Below are 25,562 nucleotides of genomic sequence, written 5' to 3' on the forward strand. Positions count from 1 at the left end.
CGGTCAGAAGCGGTAGCGGATCGATCCGGTCACGGTCCGCCCGTACAGCGCGGTGTTGTTGAACACCGCCGAGGTCGACGACAGGATCGGGTTCAGGCTGCCGCCGCCACGAAAGCCGAGCTTGTCGAACAGGTTGTTGACGTTCAGTCCCAGCTCCACCCGGTCGACCGGCCGCACCTTCAGGAAACCGCTGACGAAGGTCGATCCCTTGGCCGTGTAGAGATTGAAGTCGTCCAGCGGCGTACTCGTCTGTCCGGTAACGCTGACACCGGCCGCGACGATGCCGGCATCATAGGACGGCGAGACCGAGAACAGGAATTCGGGCTGCCCGCCCGGCCGGTTGCCGACCAGCGCGGCGGTGGCGCTGTCCGTGATCTTCGACTTGATGAACGTCGCGTCGGCGGCCAGCCGGAAAGCGCCCAGGTTGAACCGCCCCGTGAACTCCAGGCCATAGGAGCGGTAGCTGTTCGAGATGTTGGGGTCGTTGTTCGGCGCCGGATTATTGATGCGCGTGAAGTCGTAGTTGTTCTCGGTCAGGGTCGATCGGAAACCGGTAAGCTCGGCCGTGTAGGATCCGCCCAGCAGGTCGCCGCGCTGCTTCAGCCCGACCTCCTGCTGGTTCAGATAGTTGATCGCAACGTTGCGCCCGTTCTGGGTCTGCGATCCGTCGGCGTTGAAATTACCGCTGAGCACCAGTCGATCGGCATTGAACCGGCCGCCGCGGCTTACCCGCGCGAAGGCGCTGGTCTGGTTGCTGAAGGCATAGAGGGCGCCAAACGACCAGCTGAAGTAATCGTCGCGATAGTCGATGTTCTCGATCGTGGCACTCGGCACCAGCGACGGCAGCAGCGCCGATCCCAGTGCATCGCTGACGCGGAAGTTCGGGCCCGTAGCGCCACCGCGGGCCGTACCCTCGCCCTTCACCGTGTCGTAGCGGACGCTGGCGTCGAGCTCGAGCCCACCGCCTGAATAGTTCAGCGACAGGAAGGGCGCATCGTCGGTGTAGGTCAGGTCGACGGTGCGCTGGCAGCAGGTGCCCCAATTGTCGTTGAACCCGGCCTGCCCCGCGGCGGTCAGCTGCGTACCGGTCGTCGAGAACAGGTCGAGCGGCGCGGCATTTTCGCCGTTCAGCTCGCTGTACTGGCGATTGACGTGCCAGTCCTGCTGGATGTTCTGGCTCATGTGGAACCAGCCGGCGACCGCACGCACCGTGCCCGCACCGACGTCGAACTTCTTCGTCAGCTGCAGGTTGTTCACGAAGTTGCCCATGTCGGTCATGCGCGTGTTGATGTTGGGATTATTGTTCACGTACGTGCCGGTATAGGCCTGCCCCAGCAGCGGCCCGGCGGCGTAGCGGATCGAGCCCACGCGCGCGCCGTTGACGGTCGATCCGATCAGGCTGGCGGTCGTCTGGACGTTGATGAACTGGGTGGTGAAATTGCCGCTCATGTCGGTGTAGCGGATCGAGTCGTCGACGCTGAACCCGCTGTCGAAGTCGTAATGCAGCTGCGCGCCGATCGACGTCACGCGCGGATGGATGCCCTGCACCTCCGCATTCTCGATCCGGCCACCATTGGTCAGATACTGGAAGCTGCGATTGTAGATCGAGTAGCTCGACCCGTCGCGCCCGTCGAAGGTCGGCAGCGGATCGAATCCGACCACCTTGTTGCCGTCCAGCCTGGCCAGCGACGGCGTGGTCGTATTGGTCGGTGCCTGCTCGTCCAGGCGCTTGAACAGGATGCGGATGAAGCCGCGATTGGCCCCGAAGTCCTTGGTGACGTTCGCCTTGATCTGGTAGCCGCGCAGGATGTTGAAATTCTCGTTGGTCAGGCCGCCGCCGTTGCGGGCGTAGCCGCCGACGTGGAAGCGAAGCGTGTCGCTGACCGGCGCACCGTAATCGAAATCGACCCGATGTTCGCGATAGCCCAGGCCATTCGAATAGGCGACCGAGCCGCCCTCCCGGTCACCCGTCTTGCTGAGATAGTTGATGACGGCACCCGGCGCCTGCGACGTGAACGTCGAGGCGGAACCGCCACGTACCGCCTCCAGCCGCTCGACATTCTGGTCGAACCGCAGCCAGTAATCGTTGTTGCCGAAATTCATGTCGCCGAACAGCGTCACCGGCAGGCCGTCTTCCTGCAGGGCGACGTATTCGGAACCGCCCGTCGACACCGGAATGCCGCGCACGCCGATATTGGCGTTGCCGCCCGGACCCGCGGTATCGGATGGCTGGAGACCGGGGATCGAACGCAGCACCTCGGCCTCGGATCGCGGCGTGAAGTTCTGGATCGCCTCGCTGCTCAGCTGGCTGACCGAAATCGAGCTGCGGAACCGCGACCGCTCGCCGCTGGTCGCCGTGACGACGATGTCCTCGCTCTGCTCGGCGGCGTCGGGCACCGCGCCCGGATCCGTCGCCGGCGAAGGCGCCCCCGGGGCGGTCGTGGCGGGCGTCGTCGCCTGCCATGGCGTCGCGTCCTGCGCTGCGGCGGGAAGCGCCCAGGCGGCGGCGGCGAGCGCGAGGACGGAAGTGCAGGTATGACGATCGGCACGCAGCATCGGGTATCCCCTCCGAGTTCGGCCCAGCTCTGCGGCAGGCCATCACGGTGCTGATAGCTATCCTGAAAACGATTGCAAGAAATTATTGCAATCGATTGTTGCTTTCTGTGTGATCGGTTTTGGCGCTGGCGATGACACGCCGGATCGTATCGGCATGTGCCGGCATCGAGTCCGCGACCCGCGCGATCGTCGCCGCCAGCCGCTCGACATAGGCTGTGCTCTGCGCGGGATCGGCACCGTATCCGAGCAGCGGATCGTTGCCCGTCGGCCAGTTCAACTGGCCGATATGGACCGCCAGCCAGCTAGCCGCGCCGAACAGGTCCATGTCGCGCGCGATCAGGCGGCCGTTGGCGCGGAAATGTGCGATTTTCAGCGCCAGCGTGTCGGGGATCGGCATCGCCGCACATTCGTGCCACAACGGCGCATCGGTCCGCGCGGTCAGCTTGTAGTGCAGGATCAGGAAGTCGCGAATCCGCTCGAACTCGGTGATCGCGATCCGGTTATACTCATCGGCGACCAGCGGGTCGAAGCGGCGCGTCGGGAACAACGCCAGCAGCTTGGCGATGCCCGCCTGGATCAGGTGGATACTGGTCGATTCCAGCGGCTCCATGAACCCGCTGGCCAACCCGATCGCGACGACGTTGCGGTTCCAGAACAGGTTGCGCCGTCCGGTGACGAATCGCAGCGCTCGGGGATCGCCCAGCGGCTCGGTGTCGAGGTTCGCTAGCAGCGTCGCCGCCGCCTCGTCGTCCGACAGATGGCGACTGCAATAGACATAGCCGTTGCCGGTGCGGTGCTGGAGGGGGATACGCCACTGCCACCCCGCCGCGCGCGCCGTCGATCGCGTATAGGGCGCTAGCGCCGCGGCGGGCGCGGATGGAACCGCCAGCGCCCGATCGCAGGGCAACCAGTGGGTCCAGTCCTGGTATCCGGTCTTGAGCGCCCCCTCGATCAGCAGCCCGCGAAAGCCCGAGCAATCGACGAACAGGTCCGCGGCGAGCGATCTGCCGTCGACGAGCGTGACGCCGGCGACATGCCCGGTCTGGCCATCGAGCGCCACATCGGCGACCCGGCCTTCGGTGCGGACGACACCTCTCGCCTCGGCATACCGGCGTAGAAAGGCAGCGTAGAGCCCGGCGTCGAAGTGATAGGCATAGTCGAAGGTGGAGCCGACGTTGCGCGGATCGGCCAGCGGCGGGGCGAACCGGCCGCGGCTTGCCGCTCCCCATGCCATCGACAGATCATCCAGCGGGATCGCGCATCCCGCCGCGCGTGCCGCCAGCCAGTGCTGGTGGACGGCAAGCATGTCGAACGGCTTCCCGAACGTGCCGAAGGGGTGGAAATAGCGGTGGCCCAGCTTCGCCCAGTCGACGAACTCGATACCCAGCTTGAAGCTGCCCCCGGTCTCGCGGACGAAGTCCGCCTCGGCGATTCCGAGCGTCTCGTTGAACAGGCGGATGGGCGGGATCGTCGCCTCGCCGACACCGACCGTGCCGATCTCCTCCGACTCGACCAGTTCGATCCGGCAGCCGCGCGGCAAGGCATGGGCAAGCGCAGCGGCGGTCATCCATCCGGCGGTGCCGCCCCCGACGATCAGGATCGAGCGAATCGGATCGTCACCATCGATCATCGATCGGCCACCGGCACGGCGCGCGCATCCCTCATCGGCCCACTCCCTCGTCACTGCAGCCGGTACGCGCCCACGACCGGACACGACGCCTTAGTTCAACGGGATATAGGCCAGCAATCGATTGCCGTCATCCATCGATCAGGGCTGGTCGACTGCATCGCTCCAGTTCCGCGTCGATGATCTGCTCGATGGTGCGATGCAGCATAGTGATGTCCAGCGTTTCGGATGCGATGCGCCGGCACATCAGGCCGGTACACATCGTCATGATCAATTCCGCCAGCATGTTCAGGCATTGATCGTCCGCGGCAGAAGGAACCAGCGATGCCAGAGCCGTCGCGAGGCTGCCCCGCACCCGCTTCTCGATCCGGCGATTGATTTCGGCCATGCGATCGTTGCGCGCGATTTCCGCCAGGATCTCGGTCATCATCCGGCAGTCCTCGATCGGCTCCTCGACCCCGGTCAGCCGGGTGATCCAGCCACGCACCGCCACCCTGTCGCCACGCTCGATCGCGTCGGCCAGCTCGCCCTCGTACAGGAACCCCTCGATGTCGCGTTCGACGATCGCGGCGATGATGTCTTCCTTGCCGTTAAAATCACGATAGATCTGGCCGACCTTCACACCCGATGCGTCGGCAATCTGCGCCACGCCCGTGCGATGGAAGCCGCGCTGCACGAACAGCGCCCGCGCCGTTTCCAGCAGATGCTCCCGCCGGGCGTCTGCCCGTGTCGCCCGATCCGAATTGGTGCACTGCAATAATTTCAAGCGCCATCTACCCTGAATGTCTTGCCAACCACTGGAATTTAGGAGTAGGCGGCTGAACCGTGAATGATCGATCACTCACGAATTAGCAAGGCAGCGGGTTAGATCCATGAAGAATTGCGTGCCGGCGTCCAGCGCCGCTTTGGTGCTTGCGGCGCTGATGCTCGCCGGTTGCGGCGGCAAGGAGCAGCAGCAGCAGGCGCCCGCCGGCCCCCCGACCGTCGGCGTGGTGACGGTGCAGAACCAGGCCGTCACGCTCACGACCCAGCTGCCGGGCCGCACCAGTGCCTTCGAAACGTCGGAAGTGCGCCCACAGGTCAACGGCCTCGTCACCGCGCGCCTGTTCAAGGAGGGTGACGTGGTTCGCAAGGGCCAGGCGCTCTACCGGATCGATCCCGCCCCCTATCAGGCGCAGGTCGCCAGCGCACGGGCCGCGGTCGTCCGCGCACGTGCCGCCATCGCCTCCAGCCGGGCGCTCGCCCGCCGTTACGGCGAACTGGTCAAGATCAACGCCATCTCGCGCCAGGATTTCGAGAACGCCACCACCACCGCCCAGCAGGCGGAGGCCGACGTCGCCGCGCAGCAGGCCGCGCTGCGGACCGCGCAGATCGATCTTTCGCGCACGACGGTGCGTGCGCCGATTTCCGGCCGGATCGGCCGGTCGACCTTCACCACCGGTGCGCTGGTCACCGCGTCGCAGACCGAGCCGCTGACGACGATCCAGCGCCTGGATCCGGTCTATGTCGATATCCAGCAGTCCAGTTCGGATCTGCTGCGGCTGCGCCAGCAGATCATGTCGGGCCAGCTGTCGCGTGGCGGCGGCGCGGCGCGCGTGCGCCTGAAGCTGGAGGACGGCAGCGAGTATCCGGTTGAGGGGACGCTGCAGTTCGCCGACGTCACCGTCGATCCCGCCACGGGGACGCAAGCGATCCGCGCCATCTTCCCGAACCCCAACGGGCTGCTGCTGCCGGGCATGTACGTCCGCGCCGAGCTGGTTCAGGGCACGCAGGCCGATGCCATCCTGGTGCCGCAGCGCGCCGTCACCCGCGACGAGAAGGGCAACGCCTCGGTCCTGGTCGTTGGGCAGGACGGCAAGGTGCAGCCGCGCTCGCTCACCGCGCCGCGCACGATCGGCGACAACTGGCTGGTCACCGCCGGATTGAAGCCCGGCGACAAGGTGATCGTCGAGGGCGGCATGATGCTGCGCCCCGGCATGCCGGTGAAGGCGACCGCCTGGAACCCCAATGCACAGCCCGCGCAGCAGCAGGGCCAGCAACAGCAGCCGGCAGCAGCCGACGCGAAACAAGAGCCGGCAGCCGCCGGCGGGGCGAAGTAACCACCCATGTCCCGCTATTTCATCGACCGGCCCATCTTCGCGTGGGTGATCGCCATGGTGCTGATGCTGGCGGGGGTCATCGCGATCCGCAGCCTGCCGATCGCCCAGTTTCCGGAAATCGCCCCGCCCGCGGTGGCGATCACCGCCACCTATCCGGGCGCCGACGCGGAAACGCTGGAGCGCACCACCACGCAGATCATCGAGCAGCAGCTGCGCGGCATCGACAACCTGCGCTATTTCTCGTCGTCCTCGTCCTCCGCGGGCACGCTGACGATCACGCTGACGTTCGAACAGGGCACCGATCCCGACATCGCCCAGGTGCAGGTCCAGAACAAGCTGCAGGCGGCGACGCCGCTGCTGCCGCAGGAAGTGCAGCGCCAGGGCATCCAGGTGACGAAGTCCGCCGCCAGCTTCCTGGTCGTGGTCGGCCTGGTGTCGCAGGACGGCTCGCACTCCAACAACGATCTGGCCGACATGGTCGTGTCGAAGTTCCAGGATCCGATCAGCCGCGTCACCGGCGTCGGCGAGCTGCAGGTGTTCGGCGCGCAATATGCGATGCGCATCTGGATCGATCCGCTGAAGCTCAACAACTACCAGCTGACCGTCGCCGATGTGTCCGCCGCGGTGTCGGCGCAGAACGCGCAGGTCTCCGCCGGGCAGATCGGCGCCCAGCCCGCTCCCAAGGAGCAGATGCTGAACGCGACCGTCTCGGTCCAGTCGCGGCTCCAGACGCCGGAACAGTTCGGCGCCATCCGCCTGAAGACGTCGCCCAGCGGCGCCGTCGTGCGGCTGAGCGATGTCGCCCGGATCGAACTGGGCGCCGAAAATTACGGCTTCGACGTGAAGTACAACGGCAAGCCCGCCGCCGGCTTCGGTGTCCGGCTCGCCGCGGGTGCCAATGCGCTGGACACGGTCGAGCTGGTGAAATCGCGCGCGGCCGAGATCGGCAAGACGCTGCCGCGCGACGTGCAGGTCATCTATCCGTACGACACCACGCCGTTCGTGCGACTGTCGGTGGAACAGGTGATCCATACGCTGGTCGAGGCGGTGATCCTCGTCTTCCTCGTGATGTTCCTGTTCCTCCAGAACTGGCGCGCCACGGTGATCCCGACGATCGCCGTGCCGGTGGTCCTGCTGGGCACGTTCGGCGTGATGGCGCTGGCAGGCTTCACCATCAACACGCTGACGCTGTTCGGCATGGTGCTGGCGATCGGCCTGCTCGTCGACGACGCGATCGTCGTGGTCGAGAATGTCGAACGCCTGATCGTCACCGAACATCTCAGCCCTAAGGAGGCCGCCCGCAAGTCGATGGACGAGATCAGCGGCGCGCTGATCGGCATCGGTCTGGTCCTGTCGGCGGTGTTCCTGCCGATGGCGTTCTTCGGCGGATCGACCGGGGTGATCTACCGCCAGTTCTCGATCACGATCGTGTCGGCGATGGTGCTGTCGGTGATGGTCGCCCTGATCCTGACGCCGGCGCTGTGCGCCACGATCCTGAAGCAGCACGATCCCAAGCGGCAGGAGGGCAACGGCCTCGTCGCCCGCTTCTTCCGGTGGTTCAACGACAAGTTCGAGACCGGCCAGAACAAGTACGAAGGCGGGGTCAAGCGGACGGCGCGCAGCTGGAAGCGATCGCTGCTGGTCTATGCGCTGATCGTCGCCGGGATGGCGGTGATCTTCATCCGCCTGCCCTCCGGCTTCCTGCCGGAAGAGGACCAGGGCACCGTGCTGGCGCTGGTGCAAGGCCCGGCGGGCTCGACCACCGCGCGTACCGAGAAGGGCCTGACGCTGGTTCGGGACCATTTCCTGAAGCAGGAGGGTGCCAACGTCGCGGGCGTGTTCACCATCAACGGGTTCAGCTTCGCCGGACAGGGCCAGAATGCCGGCCTGGTGTTCGTCAACCTGAAGCCGTGGGAGGAGCGCGGCGGTGCGGACAACAAGGCGCAGGCGATCGTCGGGCGCGCGATGGGTGCGTTCTCGCAATATTCCGACGGCATGATCTTCGCGCTGATCCCGCCGGCGGTGCAGGAACTCGGCAACGCAACGGGGTTCGACGCGCAGCTGGTCGACACCGGCGGCATCGGCCACGACAAGTTGCTCCAGGCCCGCAACATGATGCTGGGCATGGCCTCGCAGGACAAGGCGCTGGCGCAGGTCCGCCCGCTCAGCCTGGACGATGCCCCGCAGCTGAAGGTCAATATCGACGAGGACAAGGCGCGCGCGCTGGGGCTGGACCTGGCCGACGTCAACTCGACCATCTCCACCGCATGGGGCGGGGGCTACATCAACGACTTCATCGATCGCGGCCGCGTGAAGCGTGTCTACGTCCAGGCGGATGCGCCCTATCGGTTGCGGCCGGAGGATGTCGGCCTGCTCTATGTGCGGAGCAGCAACGGCCAGATGGCGCCCTTCACCGCCTTCTCGACGCAGGAGTGGCGCAACGCGCCGGTGCAGCTGACCCGCTACAATGGCCAGTCGGCAATGCAGATCCAGGGATCGCCCGCCCCCGGGCAGAGCACGGGCGCGGCGATGACCGCGATGGAGGCGATCCACGAGAAGCTGCCGCCGGGTACCTCGCTGGAATGGACCGGCCTGTCCTATGAGGAACGGCTGTCGGGTGGCCAGGCGCCGGCGCTGTACGGTCTGTCGCTGCTGATCGTGTTCCTCTGCCTCGCCGCGCTGTACGAAAGCTGGTCGGTGCCGATCTCGGTGCTGCTGGTGGTGCCGCTCGGCGTGCTGGGCGCCGTGCTGGCGGCGTGGCTGACCGGGTTGAACAACGACATCTACCTGCAGGTCGGCCTGATCACCACGATCGGCGTCTCGGCGAAGAACGCGATCCTGATCGTCGAATTCGCCGAGGAACGGATCAGGGACGGCATGAACGCCTTCGACGCGGCGGTCGAGGCGGCACGCCTGCGCCTTCGCCCGATCCTGATGACGTCGCTGGCGTTCGTCTTCGGCGTGCTGCCGCTGGCGATCTCGACCGGTGCCGGAGCGGGCGGGCAGAACGCGATCGGCCGTGCGGTGGTCGGCGGCATGTTGTCGGCGACGGTGCTGGCGATCTTCTTCGTGCCGATGTTCTTCGTCGTGATCAGCCGGCTGTTCGGCCACGGCAAGCACGACGCCGACAAGCCCGCCGCCAATCACGATGTGGAACCCGACGGCGGCAACCGATCGTCGGATGGCGGCACCGCGCCGCAGGGAGCGTAATCCAGTGACCAAGTCCCTCCTGACGGCCGTGCTGGCGGCATCGACGATGCTGTCCGGCTGCAACCTCGCGCCGACCTATGTGCGGCCGGCTGGCGCGATCCCGGCGACCCTGCCGCAGGGCGGCGCCTATCCGGCGGCGGCGACCGACGCACGCGACGTGTCGCGCACCGCGTGGCGCGATTTCTTCGTCGATCCGCGGCTGCGCTCGGTGATCGAGCTGGGGTTGGCCAACAATCGCAACCTCCAGCTGGCGGCCGCCAACGTGCTCCAGGCGCGGGCGCAGTACCGTGTCCAGCGTGCCGACCTGGTGCCGTCGACGACGGCGTCGGGCGCGGGCATCTATACCAACAACATCTTCGGTGCGGCCGGCAGTTCCGGTGCGGGCGCCGGTGCCGGTGCGGGAACCGGCGCAGGCGCCGGGACCGGTGCGGGCGGTGGCGCGGGTGCAGGTGCCGGCGTCGGCACCGGCGCGTCGTCGAACATCGAGGCCTATTCGGTCAACGCCGGTTTCTCGGCGTTCGAGCTCGACCTGTTCGGCCGGGTGCGCAACCTGTCACGCGCCGCGCTGGAACAGTATTTCGCCTCCGAAGAGGCACAGCGTGCCGCCCGCGTCAGCCTGATCGCGGAAATCGCCTCGGCCTGGCTGACGATGGCGTCCGACCAGGCGCAGCTGCGCCTTTCGCAGGAGACGCTGAAGACGTTCCGCCAGACGCTGGACCTGACCACGGCGCAGTTCCGCATCGGCGTCGGCTCCGAGCTGGAGGTGCGTCAGGCCGAAACCAACTACCAGTCCGCGCGCAACGACATCGCGACCTTGCAGACGCAGATCGCGCGCGACCAGAATGCGCTAAACCTGCTCGCCGGCACCACGGTGGTCGCCGATCTTCTGCCCGCCAATTTCGATGCGCCGAACTACACGCTGGATTCGCTGCCCGCCGACATCTCGTCCCAGGCGCTGCTGCGTCGGCCCGACGTGTTGCAGGCCGAGCATCGGCTGATCGCGGAGAATGCCAATATCGGCGCGGCGCGCGCGGCGCTGTTCCCGACGATTTCGCTGACCGCGACGCTGGGGACGATCAGCACCGCCCTGTCCGGCCTCTTCGCCGGGGGCAGCTTCACCTACAACGCCCAGCCGGCGGTCTCGCTGCCGCTGTTCGACGGCGGGCGGCTGCGCGGCAATGTCGATTATGCGCGGGCCTCCCAGCAAGCGGCGGTCGCCACCTACGAACAGACGATCCAGACGGCGTTCCGCGAGGTGGCCGACGCGCTGGCGCAACGCGGCACGATCGGGGAACAGGTCTCCGCGCAGAGCGCGCGCGCCAATGCCGCGCGGATCACCGCCCGCCTGTCCGACGCGCGCTTCCGCGCCGGCGTGGATTCGTTCCTCACCACGCTGGACTCGCAGCGGTCCGCCTATGCCGCCCAGCAGGCGCTGGTGACGACCCGGCTGACGCGCGAGACCAATCTGATCGAACTTTACCGCGCGCTGGGCGGCGGCCTCGTCGGCGACGACGCCGCTCCCGAACAGGCCCCGCTGCCGACCACCGACCGGTGATCCCGGACGCGGCGATCGGCACGGGGCCGATCGCCGCAGCGGATCACCGCAGCAGCCGGTCCACCCGCGCGGTCAGGTCGTCGACGGCGAACGGCTTGGTCAGCACTTCCATCCCGCGCTCGATATGGCCGTGGTTCAGGACGGCGTTTTCGGCATAGCCGGTGATGAACAGGATCTTCAGTTCGGGACGAAGCGCGCGTGCCGCCTCGGCGACCTGGCGTCCGTTCATCCCCCCGGGCAGGCCGACATCGGTGATCAGCATGTCGATATGCTCGGCCGCCTCCAGGATGCGCAGCCCCTCCGCCCCGTCCCCGGCCTCGGCACAGGCATAACCCAGCTCCTCCAGCGCATCGACGACCAGCATCCGCACCGTCGGCTCGTCGTCGACGACCAGCACGGTCCTGCCGCTGGCGGTGCGCAACGGCGTCGCCTTGAACGGTGCCTCGTCGACCTCCTCGGCCTCGCCCAGATGGCGCGGCAGGTACAGGCACACCATCGTGCCCTGCCCCACTTCGGAATAGATGCGGACATGCCCGTGGCTCTGCCGCGCGAAGCCGTACACCATCGACAGCCCCAGCCCGGTCCCCTCGCCCAGTGGCTTGGTGGTGAAGAACGGGTCGAACACGCGCGCCAGCGTGTCCTTGTCGATCCCCGTGCCTGTATCGCTGACGCAGACGGTGACATACTGGCCGGCCTCCAGCCCGCGTTCCGCCGCGGTGCGCTGGTCGATCCACTTGTTCGCGGTTTCGATCGTGATCCTTCCCCCGTCGGGCATCGCGTCGCGCGCATTGATGCACAGGTTCAGGATCGCGTTCTCCAGCTGGTTGGCGTCGACCAGTGCGGGCCACAACGCCGCCGCGGCGATCGTCTCCACCCGGATGTCGGGCCCGACGGTCCGCTGGATCAGCTCGACCAGTTCGCTCATCAGCCGATTGACGACGATCGGCTTGGGGCTGAGCGTCTGCCGGCGCGAGAAGGCGAGCAGCCGGTGGGTCAGCGCCGCCGCGCGCCGGGTCGCTCCCTGACCGGCGGCGAGGTACTTCTCCACGTCGCGGCCCCGCCCCTGCGACAGACGGGTACCGATCATTTCGAACGCGCCGGATATCCCCGCCAGCAGGTTGTTGAAATCATGCGCAAGCCCGCCGGTCAGCTGGCCCACCGCCTCCATCTTCTGCGCCTGGCGCAGTCCCTCCTCGGCCTCGCGCAGGCGGGCCTGCTCCTGCAGCCGCTCCGTTACGTCGTAGACGAACTGGAAGGCGCCTACCTGCCGCCCGTCGGCATCGCGCAGCGCATTGAAGCGCATTTCGTAGAAGCGGTCGTCGCCGGGGCGGTCGACCGGCGCGACCTGCACGAACTCCTCGCCGGACAGCGCCCGCGACCACAGCGCGGCGACGCGCTCCTGGGTGCCGGGCTGGTCGGCCAGCACCGCGAACAGATTGTCGCCGACCTTCGGCGCAACGCCGAAGCTCCGCTCCATCTCCCACACGGCCGCGCCGTTGATCGCCAGCAGACCGCCGTCCATGTCGGCGACGATCACGAACGCGTCGGTGCCTTCGACGACATCGGCCAGCACCTTGCGCTGGGCCAGCGCATCCGCCACCCGCGCCTCCAGCGTCTCGTTCAGGCGGACCAGCTCCAGCTCGGCCTTGCGCCGCGCCGTAATGTCCTGGAACAGCACCGCGACCTGGCGACGGCTCGCCGGCTCGATCCGGAACGCCGACAGCGACAGATAGCGTCCGGTCGCCTCCAGCTCGCGCTCGAACCGGATCGGCGTGCCGGTGTTCAGCACGCTGCCGTACCGCTCGACCCAGTCGCCCGCCTCCGCCGGCACCATCGTGCGCACCTTCTGCCCCACGACATCCGGGATACCGGCATTGCGGGCATAGGCGGCGTTCGCCTCGACATGGACGTAATCGCTCAGCGGTCCGTCGGGGCCGTCGATGAACTCGATGATGCAGAACCCCTCGTCCATCGAATCGAACAGGGTGCGATACCGGTCGTCCTGCTCCAGCCGCTCTGTCGCGGCGATGCGCAGGTCCAGCTGCGTCATCAGCTGGCGGGCCAGCACCTTCAGCGCCCGCTGCTGGACCTCGCTCAGCGTGCGCGGCTGGGTATCGAGCACGCACAGCGTTCCGATCGGCAATCCGTCGGGCGTGCGCAGCGGCGCGCCGGCATAGAAGCGGAGGCCCGGCTGCCCATGGACCAGCGGATTGTCGTCGAACCGCGGGTCGATGCTGGCATCGGGCACCAGCAGGAACTCGTCTTCCAGGATGGCAAGCCGGCAGAAGGCGGTCTCCAGCGGCGTCTCGCGCACGCCCAGCCCTACCTCGGCCTTGAAGAACTGGCGCCCGTCGCCGATCAGGTTGACCACGCCGATCGGCGTGCCGCACAGATCCGCGGCTAGCTGCGCCACCTCGTCGAAGGCGGTTTCGCGCGGCGTGTCGAGGATGGCGTATCTATCCAGCGCCTCCAGCCGGCGCCGCTCGCGCTCTTTCGGAATGTCGTGCCGAATGTCCGTCATGTCGCCGTAGAGCCTCTGCCACGCGGGCCACCGGCTCTAGCCACCGACACCCCGCATTGCCACAGATTAACTTTCCCTGACCCGCCGGCCGCTCGCGGATGCGGGAAAGCGGATCAGGCGGCTAGCAACGGCAGGGCCGGACAGACGATCCGCGACCCGGCGTTTTTACCGCCAACCGCGGCCATCGCGCCACACTCACCACCAGGTGGTGTAGAAGGCGATCAGGATCAGCACCAGCCCGACCGCCGCCACGTTGAAGCTGGCGGTGGTGCCATAGCGCACGTCGCCCGTGATCACCCGGTTCGCCTCGCTGGGTTGCGGACGCGCCAGCGACACGACGACGGCCAGCGCCAGCGTCGCCAGGAACACCACGCCCATCCGGTCGATGAACGGCAGGTCGGGCAGCGCGTATTTCAGCACGATCGACAGCACGAACGAGCCGATCGCGGCGACCAGTGCCCCCGCCTCCGTCGCCCGCTTCCAGAACAGGCCCAGCAGGAAGATCACGGTGATGCCCGGCGTGAAGAAGCCGGTATATTCCTGGATGTACTGGAACGCCTGGTCTGACTTGCCCAGCAGCGGCCGGGCGGTGATCATCGCGATCACGATCGCCACCGCCGCGGCGATGCGGCCGACCGTCACCAGCTTGCGCTCCATCGCCGGATCGGCGGTGGCGCCATCCTCCGCCCGGCTCGGCGCACCCTTGCGCTTGGCGTACAGATCCAGCGTGAAGATGGTCGCGATCGAGTTGATCTTCGATGCGGTCGACGCGATGATCGCCGCGATCAGCGCGGCGAAGACCAGCCCTAGCAGCCCTGGCGGCAAGAGCCGCATCATCGTCGGATAGGCCTGGTCCGGCTTCGCGAGGTCGGGCGCCAGCACCACCGCGGCGATGCCCGGCAGCACGATCACGAACGGCATCAGCAGCTTCAGGAACGCGGCAAGCACGATGCCCTTCTGCGCCTCCGCCAGGTCCTTGGCCGCCAGCGCGCGCTGGATGATGTACTGGTTGAACCCCCAATAGCTAAGGTTCGCGATCCACATCCCGCCGATCAGCACCGAGATGCCCGGCAGGTCCTTGTAGAACGGATTGTCGCGCGACAGGATCATGTCGAAATGGCCGGGCGCGGCTTCCGTCAGTTTGGCGAACCCGCCGATGATCCCGGCGTCGCCGCCGATCTGCGAGAGGGTGATCGCCGACACGCACAGGCCGCCGAACACCAGCAGCGTGACCTGGACGATGTCGGTCATCGCCACCGCCTTCAGCCCGCCCTTCAGCTGGTACAGCAGCGCGAACAGGCCCAGCCCGACCAGCGCCACGTCCTGATCGACGCCGGCGACCTGGTTGACGGCGATCGATCCCAGCCAGATGATCGAGGTCAGGTTGACGAAGATGTACAGGCCCAGCCAGAACACGGCCATCAGCGTGCGCAGGCTGGGTCCGTATCGCTGCTCCAGGAACTGCGGCATCGTGTAGATGCCGTTGCGCAGGAAGATCGGCAGGAACCACTTGCCGACGATCAGCAGGGTCAGCGCCGCCATCCATTCGTACGACGAGATCGCCAGCCCGATCGCATAGCCCGATCCCGCCATCCCGACGATCTGCTCGGCGGAAATATTCGCCGCGATCAGCGACGCCCCGATCGCCCACCAGGGCAGCGACTTCGACGCCAGGAAATAGTCGGAGCTGTCCTTCTGGTGCCCGGCCTTCTCGCGGCTGACCCACTGCGCCAGCACGAAGATGCCGATCGCATAGGCGATCACCACCACCAGATCGATCGTCGACAAGGTCACGCCACTCTCCCCCACGCCGCCACCCTGCGGCGGGCGGTCGCACGTTGTTTATAGGATGGGCGGGGGCTGTCCAGCGGGACGGCCGGGGGAGTTTCGCCTACCCGCCGAACCGCGCCGTCGGCAGGCCGCGACAACCCGGATCGACCTCGAACAGCGCGCCGGCATGCTCCTCGTCGTCCTTGCCGTCCGCTGCCGAGGTGACGAACATGCGATCCAGCGCCTCGCCGGCGAAGGTGCAGTTGGTGATCTGCGAGGCGGGCAGCTCGATCCAGCGTTCGCGCCGGCCGTCGGCGTCGAAGCGGCTGACGCATCCCGCTCCCCAATGGGCGACCCACAGGCCGCCATCCGCATCCAGCGTCATGCCGTCGGGGCTGCCCCATGCCGCCTCGAACGTGACGAACGGCGTGCGCGGCGCCAGGCTGCCATCGTCGTTGATCGCATAGCGGTAGATCGTGTTGCGCGCGGTATCGGTATGGAACATCCATGTCCCGTCGGGCGCGATCGCCGGGCCGTTGGGGATGCAGTAATTGTCGTCCACCCTGGTCCAGCGTCGATCGGGATCGAGCCGATAGAACGCACCGCTGTCGCCCTCGCACGAGAAGGGCATGGTGCCGGCCCAGATGCGGCCGTGGATGTCGGCCTTGGCGTCGTTCATGCGGTTGCCATCGACGCCGGGCTCCGGATCGCCGATCGCCCGGATCGCGAAGGGATCGAGGTCGATCTCGACGAAGCCGGTTTCGAATCCCGCGATCAGGCCCGGCCGCACCTCGCGCTCCACGACCCAGCCGATGGCGGCGGGCACGTCCCACCCGGTCACCGCCCCGTCGCCCAGGGTCAGCCGGTTCAGCCGCTTGCCGAGGATGTCGACCCAGAACACCGCGCCGGTCCGCTCCGACCACAGCGTCCCTTCGCCCAGGATCGATCGGCCGCTGCCGGGAACGATGCGAACTTCGGTGGCGACGGTCATCGGCTCTCCTCGGGGCATGGTCGCGCTGGTGCCGGCTGCCCGGTCACGGCCTATAATTGGCGGTGCCGCGTGGGTGCAACCCGCCTGCCCCACAGAAAGCGGCCCGGCAGTCCAGGACTGCCGGGCCGGAGGTTACGCCTAGGGAGCATTCCTCGACGCGTGGGGTGGCCACCGCCCCCTTGAGCTTGGGGGTCGCGGGACGGCGGCGAGGACTTACAGGCCGTTACCGGCCGGTGCTTCGGCATTGCCGGGCGTGGCGGCTGCATTGTCGCCGGCCAGATTGTCGAGCCCGGCGGTGCTGTTGGTGAAATCGTCCACGGAGCCGGCATTGCCCTCGGCAGGAATGTCGGCTTCGTTGAAGGTCGCCTCCGCCGGCGCGACCGTGTTCTCCTCCGACGCCGGCTTGGAACACGCCCCCAGCGACAGCGCGGCAGCGGCGACCAGCGTGGCGGCAAATATCGTCTTCATCTCAATTCCCTTTCTGTGGTGAACGGTTGGCCGTGTCGCCGCGCAGCGACGACCCGATCATGGCAAAGAAGGCGCGGCTGCCGGCGCAGGCGTCGGCATCCCATTCCGGGTGCCATTGCACTGCGAGCACGTCGGCACCGCACGGGCGGGCCCAGATTCCCTCGATCAGCCCATCGCCGGCCGCGACCGCCTCGATCGACAGGCCGCCGCCCAGCCGGTCGATCCCCTGCTGGTGGACCGAATTGACCGACAGCCGCCGGACGCCGGTCGCGCCCGCCAGCCGGCCGCCGTCGATCAGGTCGACCTCGTGCCGGTGCGCGAACAGCCCGGCATAGCCGCCGTCGGATCCGTCGCCGCGCTGATGGACGCCGCCATGATCCATGGCCAGCGTGCCACCGAACAGCACGTTGATCTCCTGCAACCCGCGGCAGATGCCGAATACCGGCTTGCCCGCCTCGATCATCCGGCCGGCCAGCGCCAGGGCGACCTCGTCCCGCTGCTCGTCCAGCTGGCCGGTCACGTCGGGCCCGCCATAACGATGCGGCGCGACGTGGGACCGCGATCCGGTCAGCAGCAATCCGTCCAGGATCGCCGCCAGCTGCCCGGCATCGCTGCTGTCGGCCAGTGCCGGCACCAGCAGCACGGTCGCATCGGACAAGGCCGACAGCGGCGCCACGAAGCGGCTGGCGACGACCTGGACGGGGCGGTCCGCCACCTCGTTGCAGCACAGCACGCCGATCACCGGCTTGCGGCGGTCATCGCCGGGGGCGGAGGTGAACGAGCGGCCCACCGGATCAGCCCGCCGCCGCCAGCGCTTCGCGGACCGACGCCGCACCGCGCACGTCGGCGACCTGCGCCTCGGGCTGGACGACGATGCTGTCGGCCGGCACGTCGGTCAGCAGCCACACGTTGCCGCCGATCGTCGTCCCGCGCCCGATCCGCACCCGTCCCAGGATCGTCGCGCCGGCATAGACGACCACGTCGTCCTCGATGATCGGATGCCGGGCATAGCGTTCGCGCGGGCCGACGGTCCGCGTGCCCAGCGGCGTCCGCGCGCCCAGCGTGACGTGCTGGTACAGCCGCACCCCGCGCCCGATGATCGCCGTCTCGCCGATCACCACGCCGGTGCCATGGTCGATGAAGAACCGCTCGCCGATCGTCGCACCGGGATGGATGTCGATACCGGTCCGCTCGTTGGCGATCTCGGAGATGATGCGTGCGGTGATCGGCGCGCCCAGCAGATGCAGCTGATGGGCGATCCGGTGATGCAGGCTGGCGACCGCGCCGGGATAGCATACCAGGATCTCGTCGACGCTGCGTGCGGCGGGATCGCCCAGGAACGCCGCCTCGACATCGCTGTCGATCAGCCGCCGTACCGTTCCCAGAGAGGCGGCGAACAGGCGGACGATGGTGCCCGGCTGGTCGGGATCGAACCGCTCGCCGCGGGCGGAGGCCTCCCAATATCCCAGCTCGGCGGCGATCTCGCGTTCCAGGTCGGTGGTGGCCGCGATCAGCTTGGCGACGACGAAGCCGTCCTCGTCCTTGTCGGGTCCGCGGAACTGGCCCAGCCGCCGCGGATACAGCGCCGCGGCCAGTGTTCCCACGACATGCTCCAGCGCGGCGCGCTGCGGAAAGCTGGCGGCATCGCGCCACGCCTTCTGCCGGCCCCGCCATTCCAGTCGCGCCGCCTTCAGCGCACCTGCGGCATCGGCGATCGCCGATCCGGTGGGCACCGGGCGGATCGAACCGGCGATGGCAATCGGGGTGGCATTCGGCGTCTGCACCATGGCTTGTCTCCGTCGCCCATCTATATCCCATCAAGTTAGTAGGTATTGCAAGAAAACCTATCCGGCCGCGAAGCTTGCCCTGATGAATTCCCGGCATCGGTCGCTCGAAAAGCCCGGCTGGACGGTTCCGGTGCCGCATCCGCGCGCCTTCGCCGTCGTCCGCGCGTACGATCCGCAACGACTCTCCTTCAGGAGGAACGACGATGATCGCCCTGACTGCCGATGACCGTTTCTCGATCGTCACCGTCGTCGGCGCCGACACCCCGGCGCCTGCATGGCAGACGATGTTCGGCTGGCCCGCCGCCGCCCGCACGGCGGTGCCGCTCAGCGTCCGGTCGTCGGGCGAGCGCAACCTGTGGGCGGCACGGATGGACGAGGCGATCCGCGGCGCCGATCGCACGGTATTGCTGGTCGCAGACGGCCTGGGCTGCGCAGCAAGCGCCTGGTGGGCGCGACTGTCGCCGTCCGACTATGTCTCGCGCATCGCCGGTGCCCTGCTGTTCGCGCCGGGGCAGGAGCAGGCGCACGGCCTGTTCGAATCACCGCAGACGCGCCTGCCGTTCCCCTCCCTCGTGATCCAGCCGGGTGCCGCGACCTCGCCGGCGCTACGCTCGACCGTCGAGGACTGGGGCAGCCGCCTGATCCTCGGCGAGCGCGAGCGACGGCGCGGATCCGGCGCCGTCGCCTGGCGACAGGCACAGCGGCTGTTCCTGCGCCTGACCGAACAGGTCGTCGCCCACGATGTCGACCGCGCCCGCTCGATCGCCGGGCGACGTTAAGGGGGATTCTCCCGCCTAGAAGTCGACCGTCACCGACGCCTTGTAGGTGCGCGGCATGCCCTGGAGCAGGGCCTGGTTGAAGCTGTCGAAGGCCGATGCCCAGTACCGACGATTGGCGACGTTATCGACGTTGAAGCGGAACGTCAGCGGCGTATCCGATACCCGGGCGACGAACCGCGCGCCCAGATCGAACCGGGTCCAGTCCGGGATCGTCAGCGTATTCGCCACGTCCACCTTCTGGTCGCCGGTGTGGACCACCCGGCCGGTCAGCGTCAGGCCGCGCAGGAACGGCACGTCCCATTCGGCATTTGCGTTGCCCAGCCATCTGGCGACGCCGGGTGCGCGGTTGCCGTTGGCGGCGGGATCGGTGGTGCCGCGCAGCGTGGCGTCGATATAGGATCCGCCCGCGATCAGGCGCAGCCCGGTCGCGATCTCACCGTCCACCGACAGCTCGACGCCCTGATGCCGCTGCTGCCCGAAGAAGCCGAAGCGCAGGAAACCGGGCGCCGCCTCGTCCGCCGACACCTGCCCGATCGGCCGCCGGGTACGGAACACCGCGAGGCTGGCGTTGAACCGGCCCACCGCCAGCTTGCCGCCCGCCTCGTACTGGACCGACCGGTACGGCGGCAGCGCCTGGCCCGCATTGATGATCGGCAGCGTCGCACCCGTCGTCAGGTCCACGCCACTCACCGGGGCGACGGGGCCCTGCGCCAGGCTCTCGATCCGGTTGGCGAACAGCGACACGCCCTCGGCCGGCTTCACCACGATCCCCGCGACCGGCGTCACCGCATCCTCGTCGTAACTGCCCGGAGACAGCGACCCGTCGGCATAGGAGTAGGTGCGGTACGACAGGTTCTGCAGCCGCAACCCGGCGGTCACCAGCACCCGGTCGTCGGCGAACCCGATCGTGTCCGAGGCGAACGCGCTGCCAAGTCGCGTACGTGCCACCGGAAAGGGATCGTCAAGGTCGCCGCCGACCAGCAGCGATGCGGGCAGCGCGGCCTGCGGCGTGTCGTACAGATTGGTCGCGAACCCGGCGAAGCTGGTGCCGTAGCGGAAGTCGTACGCGTTCCGGTTCACCTGCCAGCTGCGATTGCCGCCGATATTGAACTCGTGGGTGATGCCGCCGCCCGCCAGCTTCACCCGGATGCCCGCCTGCACCGCTTCGTTGTTGTCGGTGCGCGGGACATAGAGCGCGGTGCCGTTGCCGGCGCCGGTCACCGCATTCGTCACGGTGATACCGCCATAGATGCCGTCTTCCGCCCCGTCTCGCGCGCCCGCCATCGCATAGATCATCGCGTTGGGCGCCAGGTCGTATTCCAGCTTCGCGGTGCCGAACACATCGCGCAGCACCGAATAGGTGAAGTCCTGCGCATAGTTCGCCCTGGCATCCGGCACGCGCGGGATCGCGGTGGTGGCGATCGTCACCTTCGGCCGCAGCCGGTTCACCCGCACCCGCTGGTACGCACCGTCCAGCATCAGCCGCAGAGCCCCGCCGTCGTAATCGATTGCGCCGCCGATCACCGCGTTGCGCCGGAACTCACCGTCCACGGCGACGTCGCCGGCGCGATAGGCGCCGTTCACCCGCACCCCGATCGCGTCACCGGCGAAGCGACGCGCCACGTCGACGGCGCCCCCGACATGGCCGTCCGAGGTGTAGTTGGCGGTCGCGCGGGTCAGCGCCGTGGCGCCCGCCCGCTTCGGGATCAGATTGACGCTGCCGCCGATCCCGCTGCCGCCCGGCGCCGCCCCGTTCAGGAACGCACTCGCGCCGTTCAGCACCTGAACCTGATCGTACAGCTCGGGCGCGACCAGCTGGCGCGGCGTGATGCCGTACAGCCCGTCCAGACCGACATCGTCGCCGAACAGCGGAAAGCCGCGGATGACGAACAGCTCGGCCGCGTTGCCGAAGCCATAGGTGGTGCGCACCGCCGGATCGTTCTCCAGCAGCTGGCCCAGTGTCTGCGGCTGCTGGTTCAGGATCAGCGTGCTGTCATAGCTGCGGATGCTGAACGGTACGTCGGATGCCGGCTTGTCGCCCAGGATCCCGATCTGGCCGCCGCGGATCACCTGCGTTTCGTTCCGCTGCTGCGCGGTGACGACGATGTCGTCCCCGTTGCCGTCCTGCGCGCCGACCTGCGCCGCCGCACCGGTGGCGGCGATCATGCCGGCCAGCGCGGCCAGCGATGCGGTGCCGAGAAGTCTCACGTCTTTCCCCTTTTACGATATCGTCTTGTTCAGCAGGTGCGCCGCGATCCGATCGCCCAGGCCGCCGCCCCCGGCGCCAGCGCCAGGGCGATCCACGCCAGCACGTCGCGCACACCGTCTCCGGTCAGCGCGCCGATCAGGCCCGCGACGCTCGCGATGGCGATCGCGACCGGGATCGCCCAGGTCGACCGGAGTATCCGCGCGGTCATTCCGCCGCCGCGGGTTCGAACCGGCCGCCGGTCTCGACCTCGCGGACACGCGCTTCCAGCGGCGCGGGATGCCTGCCCAGCCACAGGTAGAGACCGGAACCCAGCACCACGATCGTGAAGAGGTCGAGCACCGCCCACAGCATCTTCAGCGGCAACCCGCCATAATCCCCGAAATGCAGCGGGCGGGACAGCGACAGCGCCTTGAAGTACCACGGCATCGGTGCGCTGTCGGTCAGCCGCCCGGTCCGCGCATCGATCAGCGCCGTGGTCAGCAGCCGCTCGGTAAGCGGAGTCGCTCCCTGGAAGAACACGGCATAATGGTGCCTGGAGCTGAACGAGCCGCCGGGGAATGCGATGAACTGGGGGTTCATGCCCGGGATCGCCCGCCGCGCCGCCGCCATCGCACGGTCGAGCGATCCGTACCGGGCGGGCGGCAATGGCGGCCGCCCGGCATAGGCGCGGGTCATCGCCGCCAGTTCGCCGGCCTGCCAGGCGCGGCTGATCGGGGTGACCAGCGTGTTGATGACGCCGGTAACCCCCACCACCGTCATCCAGGCGAGCGCGACGATGCCGAGCAGGTTGTGATAGTCGAGCCATTTCAGCCGCCGGCTGCGCCCGACCCGCAGCGTGCCGAAATCCAGCTTTCGCATGAAGGGCGCATAGAGGACGGTGCCCGACGCCAGCGCGACGACGAAGCAAAGCCCCATCGCCGCCAGGAACAGCTCGCCCTTCAGGCCCAGAAACATGTCGGTGTGCAGCTGGAGCAGGAACGGCATCACCCCGCTGTCGTCCTCCATGCCGACCGCCGCCCCGGTCGTGCGGTCGAACAGCTGCATCGTCATGGCGGTCGCCGGTGCATCGGGCGTCGGGCCGGTCGTGATCGTGGTCACCGGCCCGTCATTGTCGAACGCCATGAACAGCGGCACCTCGCCGGGCCGGTTGGCGAGTGCGGTGGCGAGCATCGCATCCAGGGGTACCAGCCCCGGCTCCTCGCCGGAGGATCCCCGCCCGGCCGGCATCCGCGCCGCGCCGGATGCCAGCGCGGCATCGATCTCGTCATGGAAGATCAGGGGCAGCCCGGTCAGGCACAGCATCAGCAGGAAGGCGGTACAGACAAGGCTGGTCCACTTGTGGACCAGATACCAGCGGCGGATACTCCTGCGCGTCACGCGCACCTGCTATCGTTAATGAAAGTCAGTCGCAACGCCTAAATGCAGGTCCGTGCCGCCGATGCTTCCGCCAACGCCCGGCTATCGTCGCGACCACCGAAAGCAGTCATGCGGAACCGCGCCCGTTACGACCGGACGTGCACGCACGAAAACGGCCGCGATCCAGGATCAACTCCATCAGATCGCGACCGCTCGTAATATTGCGGCAGCCAACGTGTCGGCCGCCGGTTATCGCACAGCTTTACTCGGCCGGCTCTGCCTTGCGGCGACGCGCTGGTGCCGAGTCGTCGGCCTTGGCGACCTTGGCACCGGGCTTGCGACCCAGACCGATCTTCTTCGCCATCGCGCGACGGCTCTCGGAATAGTTCTCCGACACCATCGGGTAATCCGGCTTCAGGCCATACCGCTCGCGATATTCTGCAGGCGTCAGACCATTGGTCGCGAGATGGCGGCGCAATGTCTTGTACGGCTTGCCGTCGATCAGCGAGATGATGTGATCCTTCGACGACAGCGATTTGCGCACGCTCACCGCCGGAGTATAGTCGCTCGCCGGAACTTCCGCGGCGGGGGCCTGCGTGCCCGATCCCAGCAGCGCCGCCACCGTTTCATGCATCTTGCCGAGGAACGCTGGCACCTCGTCTGCCGAGATGCGAGTGTTGGGGTTGCCCAGCCAAGCAATCGTCAGCTCGGTCGCCAGTTCCACAGCGTTCGCGTCGTTGATGTCGTCGGCCATTTCAATCTCCAGATACGCAGTCTTACCTAGCGTGCGGTGACGCGCCGTCAACATCGTTACGACCAAAGATCAAGGTTAAATGCGCCGCTGCTGTCGATTGTCGCGACGTCGGTCCCGAAACGGCCAGTTTAGCGACGTCAGTTGGTGACCCCGGTCAGCTTTTTTGCGCGAGCTTGTCCCTCAGACTGGACAGAGCACTGAACGGCCGCACTTCATCTTCGCTGATCACGCCGGCCTGCTTCAGGACGGTCGCTGCATTGGGCCCGCGCGGAAATGGATCGAGGGCCAGCGCCAGTGTCTCGGCCGCCGCCTCTCCCAGATCGACTGCACTTCCTTCCAGCTCGACGGTGTCGAGCGCGTCGGCCGACAGCTCGACCTCCTCACCCTGGCCCATGACCTCGACGAAGCGGAGCGCGACCGGCTCGTCGACCTTCGTCTCCAGCCGCTCTCCCGTCACCGAACAGGCCTGGACGACGTCGCCGGTCACCCGGCCGGTGACCAGTACGGCGCCGGCCTCCGATCGGACCGACAGGCGCGCGGCCAGTCGCTCGATGGCGATCACGTTGAACCGGCGGGACAGCGCCGCGCGCTCACCCGCGTCGGCCTCGATCGCGACGATGCGCTCGCCCTCGCCGATCGCGTCGAGCCGTTCCGGGCGACTCCATTCGGGTGTCATGGCAACACTCCCTGCCTCAGGTCGTCGATCGACAGGCGGTCCAGCCCGGCGCGCAGCGACCGCAGCGCCGCCGCGACATGGGCGATGGCGGCGTCCGCCACGGCGTCGCCGCGATACAGGTTGCGGACCAGCGCGACGTCCAGTGCGCCTTCCTCGCCGGCCATCGCCTCGCGGTACGCACCCAGCCGCCCGCCCAGCGCCGCCATCATCTTGCCGACATGCTTGCCGACGGTGATGTCGCCGATGCCGATCTGGCGCAGCTGCGCGTCCATGTCGTCGACGAAGTGCTCGGTCAGGTGCGCCGCCGGCGCCGCGCCGTCGGCAGGCTCCGCCTCCAGACGCAGCAGCACCGTCGACAGTATGGCGGCGATCATGTCGAACCGGCCGTCGACGGTGTCGGGCACGGCGCCGGCCAGATACCAGTGTTCCTGCCGCGCCCGCAGCACCACTGCATTGTACAGCGGCAACCACGCCTCGTCGCGTTTCCTACCCAACAGCGATTGCAGCCAGCCCAAACCCGTCTTCCCGATCCTGGCCGGCGGCTTGTGCGCGGCCGGCTCCTCGCATATCGAGATGATCGGCGGCCGATGCAATCGCGGGCCGACCGCCCTGTCCGACGTTCCCGTTCGTCCCTTGCGTTGCCCGCGCGGAGTTGCCCCGAATGTCCTTGTTCACCGCCCGCGCCGCTGCCGTCGCGAGCATCGCCGCGATCACTGCGGCCGGCACCATGGCCGGCGGCTGCACGCCGCTCCGCTCGCATCAGGGCTATATCATCGACGCCGATCTGGTGAACTCGGTGCAGCCGGGCGTCGACAATCGCCAGTCGGTACAGCAGGTGCTGGGCATGCCGACCGTCGCGGCCCAGTTCGGCAGTGGCGACTGGTACTATGTGTCGCGCGACAGCCGCAACTACGGCTTCCAGACGCCCAAGGTGCGCGAGCAGACGACCATCCAGATCAGCTTCGATCCGGCCGGTACCGTCACCGCGATCCGCCGTGGCGGCATGGACCAGGTCGCCGCGATCGATCCCTATGGCAAGAAGACGCCGACCTTGGGTCGCCAGCGCGGCTTCTTCCAGGATCTGTTCGGCAATATCGGCACGGTCGGCGCCGCGGGCGGCGGTGGCCCGGGCGGCGGCAATCGCGACACCCCCTGATCCGTTCGACCGGCAACTACTGACGACGGCTTTGGCCGCGCCGCCTGC

General features: G+C 67.8%; 20 protein-coding genes. 5 read left to right on the top strand and 15 right to left on the bottom strand.

Annotated elements, in window-relative coordinates; all coding sequences use genetic code 11:
• Positions 1–3: 3 nt before the first annotated feature.
• The 3 genes from ABC319_RS10085 to ABC319_RS10095 all read right to left on the bottom strand — a co-directional run bounded on the left by ABC319_RS10085 (position 4) and on the right by ABC319_RS10095 (position 4,949).
• Positions 4–2,556, bottom strand: a complete 2,553-nt coding sequence (locus ABC319_RS10085; protein WP_413070096.1) for a TonB-dependent receptor domain-containing protein — start codon at positions 2,554–2,556, stop codon at positions 4–6.
• Between the two features lie 82 nt (positions 2,557–2,638).
• A complete protein-coding gene (locus ABC319_RS10090) occupies positions 2,639–4,186 on the bottom strand; it encodes a tryptophan halogenase family protein (protein ID WP_413070097.1) in 1,548 nt (515 codons plus the stop codon).
• A 127-nt stretch (positions 4,187–4,313) separates the two neighbouring features.
• Positions 4,314–4,949, bottom strand: coding sequence for a TetR/AcrR family transcriptional regulator (locus tag ABC319_RS10095; protein ID WP_413070098.1), 636 nt, complete (start codon positions 4,947–4,949; stop codon positions 4,314–4,316).
• Between the two features lie 106 nt (positions 4,950–5,055).
• On the opposite strand from ABC319_RS10095, the gene ABC319_RS10100 reads away from it, so the two are divergent.
• The 3 genes from ABC319_RS10100 to ABC319_RS10110 are packed head-to-tail and all read left to right on the top strand — an operon-like array spanning position 5,056 to position 11,047.
• Positions 5,056–6,282, top strand: coding sequence for an efflux RND transporter periplasmic adaptor subunit (locus ABC319_RS10100; RefSeq protein ID WP_413070099.1), 1,227 nt, complete (start codon positions 5,056–5,058; stop codon positions 6,280–6,282).
• A gap of 6 nt (positions 6,283–6,288) precedes the next feature.
• Positions 6,289–9,492, top strand: a complete 3,204-nt coding sequence (locus ABC319_RS10105; protein WP_413070100.1) for an efflux RND transporter permease subunit — start codon at positions 6,289–6,291, stop codon at positions 9,490–9,492.
• Positions 9,493–9,538: 46 nt separating this feature from the next.
• Positions 9,539–11,047, top strand: a complete 1,509-nt coding sequence (locus ABC319_RS10110) for an efflux transporter outer membrane subunit (protein WP_413071673.1) — start codon at positions 9,539–9,541, stop codon at positions 11,045–11,047.
• 43 nt (positions 11,048–11,090) lie between these two features.
• Here the strand turns inward: ABC319_RS10110 and ABC319_RS10115 are convergent, their stop codons facing one another.
• The 6 genes from ABC319_RS10115 to epsC form a co-directional block, all read right to left on the bottom strand.
• A complete protein-coding gene (locus ABC319_RS10115; protein ID WP_413070101.1) occupies positions 11,091–13,568 on the bottom strand; it encodes an ATP-binding protein in 2,478 nt (825 codons plus the stop codon).
• Between the two features lie 195 nt (positions 13,569–13,763).
• Complete coding sequence (locus ABC319_RS10120; protein WP_413070102.1) at positions 13,764–15,362, bottom strand: sodium/sugar symporter; 1,599 nt, start codon at positions 15,360–15,362, stop codon at positions 13,764–13,766.
• Between the two features lie 97 nt (positions 15,363–15,459).
• The gene (locus ABC319_RS10125; RefSeq protein ID WP_413070103.1) at positions 15,460–16,329 is read right to left on the bottom strand and encodes an SMP-30/gluconolactonase/LRE family protein; all 870 of its coding nucleotides are present in this window, start codon (positions 16,327–16,329) and stop codon (positions 15,460–15,462) included.
• A 213-nt stretch (positions 16,330–16,542) separates the two neighbouring features.
• Complete coding sequence (locus ABC319_RS10130) at positions 16,543–16,797, bottom strand: hypothetical protein (RefSeq protein WP_413070104.1); 255 nt, start codon at positions 16,795–16,797, stop codon at positions 16,543–16,545.
• 1 nt (position 16,798) lies between these two features.
• Positions 16,799–17,587 (bottom strand): gamma-glutamyl-gamma-aminobutyrate hydrolase family protein, encoded by a 789-nt coding sequence (locus ABC319_RS10135; RefSeq protein WP_413070105.1) that lies wholly within the window; start codon positions 17,585–17,587, stop codon positions 16,799–16,801.
• Between the two features lie 4 nt (positions 17,588–17,591).
• On the bottom strand, positions 17,592–18,584 hold the full coding sequence (epsC, locus tag ABC319_RS10140) for a serine O-acetyltransferase EpsC (protein WP_413070106.1): 993 nt from the start codon (positions 18,582–18,584) through the stop codon (positions 17,592–17,594).
• 203 nt (positions 18,585–18,787) lie between these two features.
• Here epsC and ABC319_RS10145 point away from each other — a divergent pair, with 203 nt between their 5' ends.
• Complete coding sequence (locus ABC319_RS10145; protein WP_413070107.1) at positions 18,788–19,363, top strand: alpha/beta hydrolase; 576 nt, start codon at positions 18,788–18,790, stop codon at positions 19,361–19,363.
• Between the two features lie 15 nt (positions 19,364–19,378).
• Here the strand turns inward: ABC319_RS10145 and ABC319_RS10150 are convergent, their stop codons facing one another.
• The 6 genes from ABC319_RS10150 to ABC319_RS10175 form a co-directional block, all read right to left on the bottom strand.
• A complete protein-coding gene (locus ABC319_RS10150) occupies positions 19,379–21,571 on the bottom strand; it encodes a TonB-dependent receptor (RefSeq protein ID WP_413070108.1) in 2,193 nt (730 codons plus the stop codon).
• A 29-nt stretch (positions 21,572–21,600) separates the two neighbouring features.
• On the bottom strand, positions 21,601–21,780 hold the full coding sequence (locus ABC319_RS10155) for a hypothetical protein (protein ID WP_413070109.1): 180 nt from the start codon (positions 21,778–21,780) through the stop codon (positions 21,601–21,603).
• A complete protein-coding gene (locus ABC319_RS10160; RefSeq protein ID WP_413070110.1) occupies positions 21,777–22,949 on the bottom strand; it encodes a PepSY-associated TM helix domain-containing protein in 1,173 nt (390 codons plus the stop codon). The genes ABC319_RS10155 and ABC319_RS10160 overlap by 4 nt, the downstream gene beginning before the upstream one ends.
• A 241-nt stretch (positions 22,950–23,190) precedes the next feature.
• Positions 23,191–23,682, bottom strand: coding sequence for a Ros/MucR family transcriptional regulator (locus tag ABC319_RS10165; protein WP_413070111.1), 492 nt, complete (start codon positions 23,680–23,682; stop codon positions 23,191–23,193).
• Positions 23,683–23,836: 154 nt separating this feature from the next.
• Complete coding sequence (locus tag ABC319_RS10170) at positions 23,837–24,358, bottom strand: YceD family protein (RefSeq protein WP_413070112.1); 522 nt, start codon at positions 24,356–24,358, stop codon at positions 23,837–23,839.
• Complete coding sequence (locus tag ABC319_RS10175; RefSeq protein WP_413071674.1) at positions 24,355–24,855, bottom strand: ubiquinol-cytochrome C chaperone family protein; 501 nt, start codon at positions 24,853–24,855, stop codon at positions 24,355–24,357. Before ABC319_RS10175 ends, ABC319_RS10170 begins: the two co-directional genes overlap by 4 nt.
• Before the next feature lie 164 nt (positions 24,856–25,019).
• On the opposite strand from ABC319_RS10175, the gene ABC319_RS10180 reads away from it, so the two are divergent.
• Complete coding sequence (locus ABC319_RS10180) at positions 25,020–25,514, top strand: outer membrane protein assembly factor BamE (protein WP_413070113.1); 495 nt, start codon at positions 25,020–25,022, stop codon at positions 25,512–25,514.
• Positions 25,515–25,562 lie beyond the last annotated feature (48 nt).

Origin of the sequence: Sphingomonas phoenicis (genome assembly GCF_047238005.1) — a bacterium.
Lineage (GTDB): Bacteria > Pseudomonadota > Alphaproteobacteria > Sphingomonadales > Sphingomonadaceae > Sphingomonas.

Coding starts and splice junctions, on each gene's coding strand:
- ABC319_RS10145 (WP_413070107.1), top strand. CDS start 18,788: ATGATCGCCCTGACTGCCGATGACCGTTTCTCGATCGTCACCGTCGTC.
- ABC319_RS10155 (WP_413070109.1), bottom strand. CDS start 21,780: ATGACCGCGCGGATACTCCGGTCGACCTGGGCGATCCCGGTCGCGATC.
- ABC319_RS10115 (WP_413070101.1), bottom strand. CDS start 13,568: ATGACGGACATTCGGCACGACATTCCGAAAGAGCGCGAGCGGCGCCGG.
- ABC319_RS10125 (WP_413070103.1), bottom strand. CDS start 16,329: ATGACCGTCGCCACCGAAGTTCGCATCGTTCCCGGCAGCGGCCGATCG.
- epsC (WP_413070106.1), bottom strand. CDS start 18,584: ATGGTGCAGACGCCGAATGCCACCCCGATTGCCATCGCCGGTTCGATC.
- ABC319_RS10105 (WP_413070100.1), top strand. CDS start 6,289: ATGTCCCGCTATTTCATCGACCGGCCCATCTTCGCGTGGGTGATCGCC.
- ABC319_RS10170 (WP_413070112.1), bottom strand. CDS start 24,358: ATGACACCCGAATGGAGTCGCCCGGAACGGCTCGACGCGATCGGCGAG.
- ABC319_RS10085 (WP_413070096.1), bottom strand. CDS start 2,556: ATGCTGCGTGCCGATCGTCATACCTGCACTTCCGTCCTCGCGCTCGCC.
- ABC319_RS10100 (WP_413070099.1), top strand. CDS start 5,056: ATGAAGAATTGCGTGCCGGCGTCCAGCGCCGCTTTGGTGCTTGCGGCG.
- ABC319_RS10165 (WP_413070111.1), bottom strand. CDS start 23,682: ATGGCCGACGACATCAACGACGCGAACGCTGTGGAACTGGCGACCGAG.
- ABC319_RS10110 (WP_413071673.1), top strand. CDS start 9,539: ATGCTGTCCGGCTGCAACCTCGCGCCGACCTATGTGCGGCCGGCTGGC.
- ABC319_RS10090 (WP_413070097.1), bottom strand. CDS start 4,186: ATGATCGATGGTGACGATCCGATTCGCTCGATCCTGATCGTCGGGGGC.
- ABC319_RS10130 (WP_413070104.1), bottom strand. CDS start 16,797: ATGAAGACGATATTTGCCGCCACGCTGGTCGCCGCTGCCGCGCTGTCG.
- ABC319_RS10180 (WP_413070113.1), top strand. CDS start 25,020: ATGTCCTTGTTCACCGCCCGCGCCGCTGCCGTCGCGAGCATCGCCGCG.